This is a genomic window from Pseudocitrobacter faecalis (genome assembly GCF_965231525.1).
Classification (GTDB): Bacteria; Pseudomonadota; Gammaproteobacteria; order Enterobacterales; family Enterobacteriaceae; genus Pseudocitrobacter; species Pseudocitrobacter faecalis.
In genome coordinates, this window is record NZ_CBDDNJ010000002.1 from 4,599,100 (window position 1) to 4,612,093 (window position 12,994).

Consider the following 12,994-nt stretch of genomic DNA (forward strand, 5'->3'; position numbering starts at 1 on the left):
TAGTCTTATTTCATTACAAATCTCTCTGCTGCACGCTACCTTCTGTTTATAAAAATAAACTTCGCCGGATCGAAGGAATGACGCCGAAATATCTTTCGCCCTTAATTCATTCTTAAGGTGTGAAGGATAAAACGTAACCTACACGTTAAGGTGATCAGGTAATGAAAAAGATGAATAGCCCAGGGACACTCAGTGTCATTATCCCTCTTTATAACGCAGGCGATGCATTTAAAGCCTGTATGGAATCTCTGCTGGCGCAAACCTGGACGGCGCTGGAAATTATCATTGTGAATGACGGCTCTACGGATAATTCTGTCGATATCGCAACGTATTATGCCGAGAATTACCCGCAGGTTCGTTTGGTGCACCAGGCCAACGCCGGGGCATCGGTTGCCCGAAATCGCGGTCTGGAGCTGGCACACGGTGAGTACATCGCGTTTGTGGATGCCGATGATATTACCTATCCGCAAATGTATGAAACGCTGATGACCATGGCGTTGCAGGATAATCTCGACGTCGCCCAGTGTAATGCTGATTGGTGCGAACGCGAGACGGGCAAAACCTGGCAATCCATTCCGCAGGAGCGTATACGCTCAACCGGTGTAATGAGCGGCCCGGAGTGGCTGCGTATGGCGTTAGCCAGCCGCCGCTGGACGCACGTGGTCTGGATGGGCGTTTATCGTCATGAATTAATTAAGCAATGTAATCTCAAATTTGTACCGGGATTACATCACCAGGATATTCTCTGGTCGACGGAATTTATGTATAACGCCACGCGCGCGCGATATACCGAAGAATCTTTGTATAAATATTTTCTGCATGATGTTTCGGTGAGCCGTAAAAAACGTACCGGACGTAAAAACCTTTCCTATCAACGTCATTACATTAAAATTACCCGTCTGCTGGATAAATTAAATCGTGATTATGCGGATAAAATTAAGATGTATCCCGAGTTTTATCAGCAAATAACCTATGAAGCATTACGTGTTTGTCATGCGGTGCGTAAAGAGCGGGATGTGATTACGCGTAAAATGATGATCGCCGAGATATTTGCGTCCGGGATGTATAAACGGATGGTGGCGAATGTTCGTAGCCCGAAGATGGCGTATCAGGTGCTGCTGTGGTCGGTGCGGTTATACAGCTGGCAGGATCGCGGACTGGCGAGCCGCAGGCTGGCTCGTAAGGCGCTTAGCCTGCGTTAATGTTCAGCGAGATCTGTAGGCCCGGTAAGCGAAGCGCCACCGGGCATTTTCGCAGGTTACGGCTTATCCCAACCCTGCCACTGTAAGCGCAGGTACTGCATCACGCTGCTGTTGCTGATGCTGTCCGCCATTACGGTAAAGAACTGGGTGGCGTAAACCGGTTCTGGTGCTTTCTTCGTTTTACACAGCTTCACGCCGCGGAACGGATTACGCGGTGCGTCTGGTGTTGTGCCTTTCGGTGGCGTCGCGTTTGGCGTCGAGGTATCCACCTGCGGTTCATTCAGCAGGCTGCTCGGGCGTACCAGGGTGATATCGGACGGCAACGTGGGCAGCATCTGCTGTAACACGCGAACTGTGGTCGGGTGTGGATGCCCAATCGCAATCGCCGAACCATTACGGCGTGCCAGCTCAACCGCCCGGTTAAACTGACGGCGGATATCGGCTTCGTTCTGCGTATCGTCGAGGAACACTTTGCGTTTAATCACCTTCACGCCCGTGCCGCTGGCGGCGCGCATCGCCTGGCTGTTGCCAATCGTCATGCTATCGAGGAAATAGAGGTTATAGCGGCTCAGCGCCTGCATCACTTTCTGCATACCGAACAGGCTGGAGGTCATCGCGCTGCCCATGTGGTTGTTCAAGCCCACGGCATACGGCACTTTGTTTACCGCTTCGCGAATAATGCGCTCGATTTCATCACTGCTCATTTCCGGGCGCAGGGTGTCTCTTTCCAGCGGCTGCTTGCTAAGCGGCGCCATTGGCAAATGGATGAGCACTTCATGCCCGCTATTATGCGCTTTAGTCGCCATTTCATGGGCATGTGGCGCATTAGGGAGAACGGCGACGGAGACGGCTGACGGCATTGCCAGCACCTGGTTTTCGTTATGCGGACGATAGCCAAAATCATCAATGACAATCGCCAGCTTCCCCGCAAAGACAGGCGCCGCTAAGGTGAGGGCGCCAAGAAGAAGGATCCTGCGAAATTGAAGCAAACTTATCTTCCCAACCACGGTAGTGGATTGACCGCCTGACCCTGGCGGCGAATTTCGAAATAGAGCGACGGTCGACCCTGACCTCCGCTGTTACCAACCAGCGCAATCGGCTGTCCGGCGCGAACCTGCGTACCTACGCTGACCAGCGCACTCTGATTATAGCCGTAAAGACTCATATCGCCTTTCCCGTGTTCCACCACCACGACCAAACCGTAGCCCTGCAACCAGTCAGCGAGGATCACACGGCCATCGGCGATGGCTTTCACTTCAGTGCCTTCAGAGGCACTGATAACCATCCCTTTCCAGCGCAGCTCACCCTGCAACTGTTCGCCGTAACGGTGCAGCGTGGTGCCGCGAACCGGCCAGAATGCCTGGCCACGCGGTGCGCCAAGGCCACCCGTGCGCGACATCAGCGAGCGTTCGCTTTCAGTTGGTTTGTACGTTTTGCCTTTGCTGGTGGCTTCTTTCTGACGGTTGCGAACCGCATCGGCTTCACGGGCTTCACGTTCGGCGCGCGCTTTGGCCGCCGCCGCGGCGCGGGCGATGCTGTTACGTAAACGAGACTCGTTAGCACGCAGTTCATTTAACTGCTGCTGACCTTTCTGGATAGAGGATTCCAGCCCGGCGATCGTTTTCTGACGCTCGCTGCGCGCCTGCTCAAGTTTCGCCTGCTGCGCTTTTTGTTCATACAGCAACGTTTGTTGCTGGCTTTGTTTCTCTTCCAGCTCGGCTTTCTGCGCGGTAACCTGCTCGCGCGTCTGTTTCAGCTCGGCGATGGTCTCCTGGCGCGCCTGATTGAGGTAGCCAAAGTAAGCCTGTAAGCGCTGACCGCGCTGGCTCTCTTCGCCGCTGAGAATAAGCTGAATACCAGTATGTTCACCCTGACGGAACGCGGCGTCGAGTTGGGCGGCAAGATTGCGCTCCTGGGTGGCGCGCTGCGCTTCCAGTTTAGCAATCGAGGCGTTCATTTCGTCGATTTGCTTATTAAGCTGTGTCAGGGTGGTTTGCGTTTCGCGAAGCTGACGCGCGGCGGCGGCGATGGCCTGATCCTGCGCTTTCAACTGGGCGAGCAGAGAGGAACGTTGCTGTTGCTGTTGGCGTACTGCGCGCTCTTTGGCGGCAATATCGGCCTGAATTGATTGCAACTGTGAGCGGTCATCGGCGTGGGCAGATGACGCGCACAGCAATACGCCAGCGCTGAGTGCGCTGGCGTATAAGATGGACCGCAGTGTAACCGCGGCCCCTTTAAGTACAAATATCGCCTTTCCCCTCATGGGGAGGGATTATTCCACGATGAACAGCGGCTTACCAGTCATCTCTTGCGGGATTTCCATGCCCATCAGCGCCAACATAGTTGGTGCGATATCGGAAAGCTTGCCGCCGTCGACTGCTTTCAGATTTTTCTCGCCAACGTAGATCAGCGGAACCGGCAGGTTGGTATGGGCTGTATGCGCCTGCCCAGTCGCCGGGTCACGCATCTGTTCAGCGTTACCGTGGTCTGCGGTGATAAGCAACTGGCCGCCAACGGATTCAACCGCTTTCGCAACTTGATCGACACAATTATCCAGCGCTTCAACGGCTTTAATTGCCGCATCCATCACGCCGGTGTGGCCGACCATGTCGCCGTTCGGGTAGTTACAGATGATGGTGTCGTATTTACCGCTCTTGATTGCCGCGACCAGTTTTTCGGTCAGCTCTTCGGAGCTCATTTCCGGTTGCAGATCGTAGGTTGCGACTTTCGGGGAGTTGATCAGAATGCGGTCTTCACCTTTGAACGGTTCTTCTACACCGCCGTTAAAGAAGAAGGTGACGTGTGCGTATTTCTCGGTTTCGGAGATACGCAACTGAGTTTTATCGTTTTTCGCCATCCACTCGCCGAAGGTATTTGCCAGAGACGCCGGCGGGTAAGCGCACGGTGCTTTGATGTCGGCTGCGTATTCGGTCAGCTGGATAAAGTCGCCCAGTTTCACTTCTTTCTGACGTTTGAAACCGTCGAAATCAGCGTTTACGAATGCGCGGGTGATTTCACGCGCGCGGTCAGCACGGAAGTTCATGAAAATCAGCGCATCGCCGTCTTCCATTGCAGAATCGGCCTGGCCTGCTGCGCGGATAACGGTCGCTTTCACGAACTCATCGTTTTCGTCACGTGCGTAGGCCGCCTGCAGGCCTTCTACCGCTGTGTCAAACTGGAACTCGCCTTTGGCCAGGGTCATCAGGTTGTAGGCTTGTTCAACGCGATCCCAACGGTTGTCGCGATCCATAGCGTAGTAACGGCCAATGATAGACGCTACGCGGCCTTTACCCAGGGCGGCAAATTTGTCTTCGAATTTTTTCAGCGAGCCTTCAGCGCTGCGTGGCGGCGTGTCGCGGCCATCGAGGAATGCGTGCAGATAGATTTTTTCCGCACCGCGTTCGGCAGCCAGTTCAACCATCGCCATAATGTGATCTTCGTGGCTATGAACACCGCCCGCAGAGAGCAGACCCATAATGTGCACGGCTTTGCCTGCTTTCGCGGCTTTATCAACCGCGCCGCACAGCACCGGGTTCGCGAAGAATGCGCGATCTTTAATTTCCACGTCGAGACGGGTCAGATCCTGATACACGATACGGCCCGCGCCCAGGTTCACGTGACCCACTTCGGAGTTGCCCATCTGACGATCAGGCAGGCCAACTTCCAGACCGGATGCGTCGATCAGAGTGTGTGGACGTTTGGCCCACAGGGCGTCCATGACAGGGGTTTTTGCGCTGAAGATAGCGTTATCCTGGTGTTCTTCGCGATAACCGTAGCCATCAAGGATTACCAGTACCATAGGTTTTTTAGAAACCGACATTGCGACAACCTCATGCTCGAAGGAGATAAAAAATTTTGCGTAATTTTACTACAGCTGAATCGATCAAACAGCCACTGAAGATCAAAAAAAGGGGAAGGATTAAGCAATGAAAGGGCGCTTTTGTGGCATTTTTTCCGGAGTACGCCGCAGAAAATAGATTACATCGCGCGGCCTGGCTGTATTTGCTCCACTGCACAGGTATACTCCTTCCCTGGTTTTTTAATCATTAAGTCGGGAGTCGTTACCCCCCATGCAAGAAATTATGCAATTTGTTAGCCGTCACCCTGTGCTGAGCATCGCATGGATCGCCTTACTGGTGGCTGTATTGTTCACCACGTTTAAAGGCCTGGCGTCTAAAGTTAAAGTGATTACCCGTGGTGAAGCTACGCGTCTTATCAACAAAGAAGACGCGGTGGTTGTCGACCTGCGTCAGCGCGATGATTTCCGTAAAGGCCACATCGCAGGCTCCATCAACCTGCTGCCGGCGGAAGTGAAAGCCAACAACGTGGGTGAGCTAGACAAGCACAAGAATAAGCCGGTGATCGTCACCGACGGTTCTGGCATGCAGGCACAGGAATCCGCAAACGCGCTGATTAAAGCGGGTTTTGAACAGGTTTATGTGCTGAAAGAAGGTATTGCAGGCTGGAGCGGCGAAAATCTTCCTTTAGTTCGCGGTAAGTAAGGAGAATTGTCATGGCTACTATCGAAATCTATACCAAAGCGACCTGCCCGTTTTGCCATCGCGCGAAAGCATTGCTGAGCAGCAAAGGCGTTACCTTCCATGAGCTGCCGATCGATGGCGACGCGGAAAAACGCGAAGAGATGATTAAGCGCAGTGGCCGCACGACGGTTCCGCAGATTTTTATTGATGCACAGCACATTGGCGGCTGTGATGACTTGTATGCGCTTGATGCACGTGGTGGACTTGATCCCCTGCTGTGATAACGCATTTGCGTGAGCGTCATGCCGACACGTATCGGCTTGAAGAATAACGCGTATTTTAAGGACAACACGAAAGGGTTTTTACACATGTCTGAGCAAAACAACACCGAAATGAATTTCCAGATCCAGCGTATCTACACCAAGGACGTATCTTTCGAAGCGCCAAATGCACCGCACGTTTTCCAGAAAGATTGGCAACCAGAGGTTAAACTTGATCTTGATACGGCTTCCAACCAACTGGCGGAAGGCGTGTTTGAAGTGGTGCTGCGTGTCACCGTAACGGCGACGCTGGGCGAAGAAACGGGCTTCCTGTGTGAAGTTCAGCAGGGTGGTATTTTCTCCATCGAAGGTATCGAAGGTACTCAGATGGCGCACTGCCTGGGTGCTTACTGCCCGAATATCCTGTTCCCGTATGCGCGTGAATGCATCACCAGTCTGGTTTCCCGTGGGACTTTCCCGCAGCTGAACCTTGCGCCGGTTAACTTTGATGCGCTGTTCATGAACTACTTGCAGCAGCAGTCCGGTGAAGGTGCAGAACAACATCAGGATGCCTGATGAACGCACTTAATGCTTCAATGACTGTGATCGGTGCCGGCTCGTACGGCACCGCTCTTGCCATCACGCTGGCAAGAAACGGCCACCAGGTCGTACTCTGGGGCCACGACCCCGAACATATCGCGACGTTACAGCGTGACCGCTGCAACGTGGCGTTTCTTCCCGATGTTCCCTTCCCGGATTCTCTGCATCTCGAAAGCGATCTCGCGACGGCGCTGGCCGCCAGCCGCAATATTCTGGTCGTTGTGCCAAGCCATGTATTCGGGCAGGTACTGCGTCAGATGAAACCGCTGATGCGCAGTGATGCGCGCGTGGTGTGGGCGACGAAAGGGCTGGAAGCGGAAACGGGGCGTCTGTTGCAGGACGTGGCGCGAGAAGCCCTTGGCGATGATATTCCGCTGGCGGTGATCTCCGGCCCAACGTTTGCGAAAGAACTGGCAGCAGGCTTGCCGACTGCAATTTCTTTGGCATCAACCGACCCGGTATTTGCCGACGACCTGCAGCAACTGCTGCACTGTGGCAAAAGTTTCCGCGTTTACAGCAACCCTGATTTTATCGGTGTGCAGCTGGGCGGGGCGGTGAAAAACGTCATCGCTATTGGCGCGGGGATCTCGGACGGCATCGGTTTTGGCGCGAATGCCCGTACGGCGCTGATCACCCGTGGCCTGACGGAAATGTCACGTCTGGGCGCGGCGCTGGGCGCTGATCCGGTCACCTTTATGGGAATGGCCGGGTTAGGCGATCTGGTGCTGACCTGTACCGACAACCAGTCGCGTAACCGTCGTTTCGGCATGGCGCTGGGGCAAGGTGCAGACGTTCAGGATGCGCAGGATAAAATCGGCCAGGTGGTCGAAGGTTACCGTAATACTAAGGAAGTTCGCGAATTGGCACACCGTGTGGGTGTCGAAATGCCAATAACCGAGGAAATTTATCAGGTATTGTATTGCGGAAAAAGCGCGCGCGAGGCAGCATTGACGTTATTGGGTCGTGCTCGCAAGGACGAACGCAGCGGCAAGTAAATACAGGAAACCTTTGTCACCTCAAATGACCCGGCTGGCACAGAACTGGCCGGTCATTCATTATCGTCTGGAGTAAGCAATGTCGTGTGAAGAACTGGAGATTGTCTGGAACAACATTAAAGCCGAAGCCCGGGCACTGGCCGATTGTGAGCCGATGCTGGCCAGCTTTTATCACGCGACGCTACTCAAGCATGAAAATCTCGGCAGCGCTCTTAGCTACATGTTAGCTAACAAGCTGGCATCACCGATTATGCCTGCCATCGCCATTCGCGAAGTGGTGGAAGAAGCCTACGCGGCTGACCCGGAAATGATCGCGTCTGCAGCCTGTGACATTCAGGCGGTGCGCACGCGTGACCCGGCGGTAGATAAATACTCCACGCCGCTGCTTTACCTGAAAGGCTTTCACGCATTGCAGGCTTACCGTATCGGCCACTGGCTGTGGTTGCAGGGGCGACGTGCGCTGGCAATCTTCCTGCAAAATCAGGTCTCTGTGACGTTCCAGGTTGACATCCACCCGGCCGCGAAAATTGGCCGTGGCATCATGCTCGACCACGCCACCGGCATCGTCGTGGGTGAAACGGCGGTGATTGAGAACGACGTCTCGATTCTGCAATCGGTCACCCTGGGGGGTACCGGTAAAACCAGCGGCGATCGTCACCCGAAAATCCGCGAAGGCGTGATGATTGGCGCGGGCGCGAAAATCCTCGGTAATATTGAAGTCGGACGCGGCGCGAAAATTGGTGCAGGCTCTGTGGTTCTGCAACCCGTGCCGCCGCACACGACCGCTGCTGGCGTACCGGCACGTATTGTCGGCAAGCCAGACAGCGATAAGCCGTCGATGGATATGGATCAACACTTCAACGGCATTCACCATACGTTTGAGTATGGCGACGGGATTTAATTTAACTTCGTAAAATGGCGCCCGGATATCCCAGCTGGCGCCACGCTTCATACACCACCACCGACACCGCATTTGACAGGTTCATGCTGCGGCTGTCCGGCATCATCGGAATACGAATTTTTTGTTCCGGCGGCAGGGCATCCAGAATAGACGCTGGCAGGCCGCGCGTTTCCGGGCCAAACATCAGATAGTCGCCATCCTGGTAGCTCACCGCACTGTGCGCGGGCGTGCCTTTGGTAGTCAGAGCAAACAGTCGCTGGGGTTTCTCTGCCTCAAAAAACGCGTCGTAGTTTTGATAACGCGTGACGGCAGTAAATTCGTGATAATCCAGTCCCGCGCGGCGCAGACGCTTATCGTCCCAGGTAAACCCCATCGGTTCGATGATGTGCAGACGAAAGCCCGTGTTGGCGCAAAGGCGGATGATATTGCCAGTATTTGGCGGGATTTCTGGTTCGAATAAAACGATGTTAAGCATGCTGCCCCCTTAAATGCGGTGGGCAGGATAGCAGAAAATAACGTCACCCTCACCCTAACCCTCTCCCTGAGGGAGAGGGGACAGGTCGTGCATGGTGAGGGTTTTCTCCCTGAGGGAGAGGGGACAGGTCGTGCATGGTGAGGGTTTTCTCCCTGAGGGAGAGGGGACAAATCGTGCACGGTGTGGGTTTTCTCCCTCTCCCTGTGGGAGAGGGCCGGGGTGAGGGGTAAGCCTCCTACGCCGCATTCCCCTTCGCCAGCGGGGCCAGTGCTGCTGGCAAGGTTTTACCCAGCTCCTGCACCAGTGAATCGCGGCTGATTTCACCAATCGTTTTCGCGCCGGTCAGCGTCATCGCCACCTTCATCTCTTTTTCAATCAGGCTAAGCAGATTCGCCACGCCCGCCTGACCCGCCGTTGCCAACGCATAAAGATACGCACGGCCCAGCAGAACGGTATCTGCGCCCAGCGCAATCATGCGCACCACATCCAGCCCGTTGCGAATACCGCTGTCAGCCAGAATCGCGATATCGCCTTTCACCGCATCGGCAATTGCCGGCAGCGCGCGGGCAGAAGAAAGCACGCCATCCAGCTGTCGACCACCGTGGTTGGAGACCACAATGCCGTCCGCGCCAAAGCGCACCGCATCGCGCGCATCTTCCGGATCGAGGATCCCTTTGATCACCATCGGGCCATCCCAGAATTCACGGATCCACTCCAGGTCTTTCCACGAAATCGACGGATCGAAGTTGTTCGCCAGCCAGCCGATGTAATCTTCCAGTCCGGTTGGTTTGCCGAGGTAGGCGGAGATATTACCCAGATCGTGCGGACGACCGTTCAGGCCGACATCCCACGCCCATTGCGGATGCGTGACCGCCTGCCAGTAGCGACGCATCGCGGCATTTGGGCCGCTCATGCCAGAATGGGCATCACGGTAACGCGCGCCCGGTGTCGGCATATCAACCGTAAAGACCAGCGTGGAGCAACCCGCCGCTTTTGCGCGTTCCAGCGCATTACGCATAAAACCCCGGTCGCGCAGCACGTACAGCTGGAACCACATCGGGCGTTTGATGGTTGGCGCGACCTCTTCTATGGGGCAGACGGAGACGGTCGAGAGCGTAAACGGGATACCGTGAGCATCGGCCGCCGCCGCGGCCTGCACTTCGCCGCGACGGGCATACATACCGCACAGGCCAACCGGCGCAAGGGCGACCGGCATGGAGAGCTTTTCCTTAAACAGCGTGGTTTCCAGGCTGAGATCGGCCATGTTCTTCAGCACACGCTGGCGCAGTGCCACCTGAGATAAATCTTCCACGTTGCGGCGCAGGGTGTATTCCGCATACGCGCCGCCATCGATGTAGTGGAACAGGAACGGCGGCAGAATGCGCTCGGCGGCGGCACGGTAGTCACTCGCGGCTGAAATAATCATGCTTTTTTCTCCCTGGAATTTTCAGCGTGGTCGTCGGGCAGGCGGGTGATGCGTGCCTGGCGAGCCAGATCTTCATCAAAACGTTTAATGGTGGTGTGGACGAAACCTAAATGGGCCATCATCGCCTGGCGCGCACCTTCGGCGTCACCGGCCACAATGGCATCGAGAATGGCCTGATGTTGTTCGGTCAGGCGGGCAAAGACCGGTGGTACCAGATACATGCGCTGGCGGCTTTGCTTCACTGAGGATTGCAGCAAATCGAAGAAACCTCGCATGGTTTGCAGCAGCACGACGTTATGTGAGGCTTCGGCAATGGCCAGATGAAAACGGACATCGGCCTGCGAGGCGAGATCCGGGTCTTCACTGAGTGTTGCTTCAAAGCAGAGGGTGATTTTCTCTTTGTCGGCCTCCGTTGCGCGCATGGCGGCGTGCCAGGCGGTGCTGCCTTCAATGGCGTGGCGCGCTTCCAGAATGTCGAAGCTGTAATCCGGGTCATCGGCCAGCAGCGTTTTCAGCGGCTGAACGATATTTTGCTCTGACCACGCTTCATGTGGCCAGCGCACAAACGTGCCGCCGCCGCGACGGCTGAGCAGCACGCCTTCACTGACCAGCGTCGCCAGCGCTTCTCGCAGGGAATTGCGCGACACGCCAAGCTGAGCGGCTAACTGGCGTTCGGCGGGCAACTTCATGCCCGCTTCCAGCTGTTGTTCTTCAATCAGCGCCCGTACGCGAGAGGCAATCTCGTCGGACAGGCGTCTGGGCATCACTATCATGGGATCATCCAGGTTAAGACATAGGCCTGAAGCGTGGTAATTACGCCCACCATGCAGGTGAATATCAGGCTGTGTTTCACGGTAAAGCGGAACAGATCCGACTCTTTGCCCACCAGACCCACCGCCGCACAGGCGATGGCGATAGACTGCGGCGAAATCATCTTGCCGGTCACGCCGCCGGTGGTGTTGGCGGCAACCAGCAGCACGTCAGAGACGCCAATCTGCTGTGCAGCGGTGGCTTGCAATGCGGCAAACAGCGCGTTTGATGAGGTATCTGAACCGGTCAGGAATACGCCCAGCCAGCCGAGGAACGGTGAGAAGAAGGTAAACGCATGACCGGTATGCGCTAATGCCAGCGCCAGCGTCGATGACAGTCCGGAGTAGTTCGAGATAAACGCGAACGCCAGCACCATCCCGATGGAGTAAATCGGCAGCGCCAGTTCTTTGAGCGTGGTACCGAAAGTGCTGATAGCGTCTTTCGGCTTCATGCGCAGCCAGACAATAGACAGCAGTGCTGCGAACAGAATCGCTGTACCCGTAGCCGACAGCCAGTCGAATTTATAGACCGCCGCGTAGGCCGTGGCTTCGCTTACCACCGGTGGCATACGGGCAACCAGCTTGTCGAGGTACGGAACCGGAATATTAATCACGAATTCATACATTGCACCGCCCGGCGCGAAAAGCGCTTTAAACGGCGGAATACTCCACAGCGTAACGGTGGCGGTCAGGAACAGGAACGGCGACCAGGCGCGAACAATCTGCCCGGCGGTATAGTTGGTGCGCGCCAGCGTCTGGTCAACCTGGGACGCGCCCATATCGCCAAAACGGAAAATACGTACCGGCTGCCAGCGTTTCAGGAACAGCGTCAGGCAGACCAGAGAAACCAGCGAAGAGATAATGTCCGGCAGTTCCGGGCCAATAAAGTTAGAGCTGAGGTACTGAGCAATCGCAAACGAACCGCCAGCAACCATTACCGCAGGCCAGGTCTCTTTAATCCCACGCCAGCCGTCCATAATCGCCATGATCCAGAACAGCACGATAATGGTCAGGAACGGAAGCTGACGGCCTACCATCTGGCCGATTTCAAAACTATCCAGGCCGGTGACCTGTCCGGCGACCAGAATTGGAATGCCCATCGCGCCAAAGGCTACTGGTGCCGTGTTAACGATCAGGCACAGGCCCGCGGCATACAGCGGGTTAAAGCCTAAGCCAACCAGCAGCGCGGCGGTAATCGCCACCGGTGCGCCAAACCCAGCCGCGCCTTCCAGGAAGGCACCGAAGGAGAAACCGACGATCAGCATCTGCAAACGTTGGTCGGGTGTAATGGACAGTATTGATGATCGGATGATGTCGAACTGCCCGGTTTTCACCGAAATTTTGTAGACGAAAACGGCGGCGATAATAATCCATGCAATCGGCCACAGGCCATAGAAGAAGCCGTAGACCACCGACGCCAGCGCGTTATCCACCGGCATTTTGTAGAACAGCAGGGCGACGGCGAGCGCGATGGCGACGGTCCAACTGGCGGCGATATAGCCTTTCAGCTTGAGCTTAATCAGCGCGAAGAAGAAAAAGAGGATCGGTAGCGATGCTATCAGGCTCGACAACCAGATGTTATTGGCCGGGTCATAGTTTTGTTGCCAGAGGCTCATTGTGCAGGTCTCCTGGGGGCCAATACCCTGCTTTGCGGTGAGTCTGCGCTCATCTCGGCATCACAGTTTATGTAAAAGTGGCCCTTCCAATATGATGGTGTAGGGATAATGACAATGAATGGTTAACTAATTGTTATGTTCTAGCAACGATATTGTATGAATAAATAGCGAGATTGTGAACCACTGGAAGGAAATAACAGAATTGGTTGGGCCAATTGGGTGAGGAGAA

At 55.3% G+C, this 12,994-nt stretch carries 13 protein-coding genes; 6 read left to right on the forward strand and 7 right to left on the reverse strand.

The genetic code is table 11. The annotated features are described in order from the left end of the window. Positions 1 to 170: 170 nt before the first annotated feature. Positions 171 to 1,202 carry a glycosyltransferase gene (locus ACOXYR_RS22180; RefSeq protein WP_421355903.1) on the forward strand — a complete coding sequence of 344 codons (1,032 nt, stop codon included), beginning with the start codon at positions 171 to 173 and terminating at the stop codon, positions 1,200 to 1,202. Between the two features lie 56 nt (positions 1,203 to 1,258). Here the strand turns inward: ACOXYR_RS22180 and ACOXYR_RS22185 are convergent, their stop codons facing one another. The 3 genes from ACOXYR_RS22185 to gpmM are packed head-to-tail and all read right to left on the reverse strand — an operon-like array spanning position 1,259 to position 5,022. After that, positions 1,259 to 2,191: a divergent polysaccharide deacetylase family protein gene (locus ACOXYR_RS22185; protein ID WP_421355888.1), complete on the reverse strand. Its 933-nt coding sequence runs from the start codon at positions 2,189 to 2,191 to the stop codon at positions 1,259 to 1,261. A gap of 2 nt (positions 2,192 to 2,193) precedes the next feature. After that, on the reverse strand, positions 2,194 to 3,465 hold the full coding sequence (envC, locus tag ACOXYR_RS22190) for a murein hydrolase activator EnvC (RefSeq protein ID WP_421355887.1): 1,272 nt from the start codon (positions 3,463 to 3,465) through the stop codon (positions 2,194 to 2,196). Positions 3,466 to 3,474: 9 nt separating this feature from the next. Further along, on the reverse strand, positions 3,475 to 5,022 hold the full coding sequence (gpmM, locus tag ACOXYR_RS22195; RefSeq protein WP_421355886.1) for a 2,3-bisphosphoglycerate-independent phosphoglycerate mutase: 1,548 nt from the start codon (positions 5,020 to 5,022) through the stop codon (positions 3,475 to 3,477). 250 nt (positions 5,023 to 5,272) lie between these two features. Between gpmM and ACOXYR_RS22200 the strand changes: the two genes are divergently transcribed. The 5 genes from ACOXYR_RS22200 to cysE all read left to right on the forward strand — a co-directional run bounded on the left by ACOXYR_RS22200 (position 5,273) and on the right by cysE (position 8,439). Further along, positions 5,273 to 5,704, forward strand: coding sequence for a rhodanese-like domain-containing protein (locus tag ACOXYR_RS22200; protein ID WP_108476513.1), 432 nt, complete (start codon positions 5,273 to 5,275; stop codon positions 5,702 to 5,704). A gap of 11 nt (positions 5,705 to 5,715) precedes the next feature. Beyond that, entirely contained in the window at positions 5,716 to 5,964 is a 249-nt protein-coding gene (gene grxC, locus ACOXYR_RS22205) for a glutaredoxin 3 (protein ID WP_108476512.1), read from the forward strand. 87 nt (positions 5,965 to 6,051) lie between these two features. After that, positions 6,052 to 6,519 (forward strand): protein-export chaperone SecB, encoded by a 468-nt coding sequence (gene secB, locus ACOXYR_RS22210; protein ID WP_041686358.1) that lies wholly within the window; start codon positions 6,052 to 6,054, stop codon positions 6,517 to 6,519. Further along, positions 6,519 to 7,538, forward strand: coding sequence for an NAD(P)H-dependent glycerol-3-phosphate dehydrogenase (gene gpsA, locus ACOXYR_RS22215; RefSeq protein ID WP_113858326.1), 1,020 nt, complete (start codon positions 6,519 to 6,521; stop codon positions 7,536 to 7,538). The genes secB and gpsA overlap by 1 nt, the downstream gene beginning before the upstream one ends. Positions 7,539 to 7,617: 79 nt before the next feature. Further along, positions 7,618 to 8,439: a serine O-acetyltransferase gene (cysE, locus tag ACOXYR_RS22220; protein ID WP_015962494.1), complete on the forward strand. Its 822-nt coding sequence runs from the start codon at positions 7,618 to 7,620 to the stop codon at positions 8,437 to 8,439. A 1-nt stretch (position 8,440) separates the two neighbouring features. Here cysE and trmL read toward each other — a convergent pair whose 3' ends face one another. The 4 genes from trmL to lldP all read right to left on the reverse strand — a co-directional run bounded on the left by trmL (position 8,441) and on the right by lldP (position 12,765). Beyond that, entirely contained in the window at positions 8,441 to 8,914 is a 474-nt protein-coding gene (trmL, locus tag ACOXYR_RS22225) for a tRNA (uridine(34)/cytosine(34)/5-carboxymethylaminomethyluridine(34)-2'-O)-methyltransferase TrmL (protein WP_108476510.1), read from the reverse strand. Between the two features lie 235 nt (positions 8,915 to 9,149). Further along, entirely contained in the window at positions 9,150 to 10,340 is a 1,191-nt protein-coding gene (gene lldD / locus ACOXYR_RS22230; RefSeq protein ID WP_108476509.1) for a quinone-dependent L-lactate dehydrogenase, read from the reverse strand. Next, positions 10,337 to 11,113 carry a transcriptional regulator LldR gene (gene lldR / locus ACOXYR_RS22235; protein WP_108476508.1) on the reverse strand — a complete coding sequence of 259 codons (777 nt, stop codon included), beginning with the start codon at positions 11,111 to 11,113 and terminating at the stop codon, positions 10,337 to 10,339. Before lldR ends, lldD begins: the two co-directional genes overlap by 4 nt. Continuing rightward, the gene (gene lldP, locus ACOXYR_RS22240) at positions 11,110 to 12,765 is read right to left on the reverse strand and encodes an L-lactate permease (protein WP_108476507.1); all 1,656 of its coding nucleotides are present in this window, start codon (positions 12,763 to 12,765) and stop codon (positions 11,110 to 11,112) included. The genes lldR and lldP overlap by 4 nt, the downstream gene beginning before the upstream one ends. Positions 12,766 to 12,994 lie beyond the last annotated feature (229 nt).

Excerpts from the sequence above, each read along its gene's own strand:
- ACOXYR_RS22180 (WP_421355903.1), top strand. The coding sequence starts at position 171 with ATGAATAGCCCAGGGACACTCAGTGTCATTATCCCTCTTTATAACGCA.
- envC (WP_421355887.1), bottom strand. The coding sequence starts at position 3,465 with ATGAGGGGAAAGGCGATATTTGTACTTAAAGGGGCCGCGGTTACACTG.
- gpmM (WP_421355886.1), bottom strand. The coding sequence starts at position 5,022 with ATGTCGGTTTCTAAAAAACCTATGGTACTGGTAATCCTTGATGGCTAC.
- ACOXYR_RS22200 (WP_108476513.1), top strand. The coding sequence starts at position 5,273 with ATGCAAGAAATTATGCAATTTGTTAGCCGTCACCCTGTGCTGAGCATC.
- grxC (WP_108476512.1), top strand. The coding sequence starts at position 5,716 with ATGGCTACTATCGAAATCTATACCAAAGCGACCTGCCCGTTTTGCCAT.
- secB (WP_041686358.1), top strand. The coding sequence starts at position 6,052 with ATGTCTGAGCAAAACAACACCGAAATGAATTTCCAGATCCAGCGTATC.
- gpsA (WP_113858326.1), top strand. The coding sequence starts at position 6,519 with ATGAACGCACTTAATGCTTCAATGACTGTGATCGGTGCCGGCTCGTAC.
- cysE (WP_015962494.1), top strand. The coding sequence starts at position 7,618 with ATGTCGTGTGAAGAACTGGAGATTGTCTGGAACAACATTAAAGCCGAA.
- trmL (WP_108476510.1), bottom strand. The coding sequence starts at position 8,914 with ATGCTTAACATCGTTTTATTCGAACCAGAAATCCCGCCAAATACTGGC.
- lldD (WP_108476509.1), bottom strand. The coding sequence starts at position 10,340 with ATGATTATTTCAGCCGCGAGTGACTACCGTGCCGCCGCCGAGCGCATT.
- lldR (WP_108476508.1), bottom strand. The coding sequence starts at position 11,113 with ATGATAGTGATGCCCAGACGCCTGTCCGACGAGATTGCCTCTCGCGTA.
- lldP (WP_108476507.1), bottom strand. The coding sequence starts at position 12,765 with ATGAGCCTCTGGCAACAAAACTATGACCCGGCCAATAACATCTGGTTG.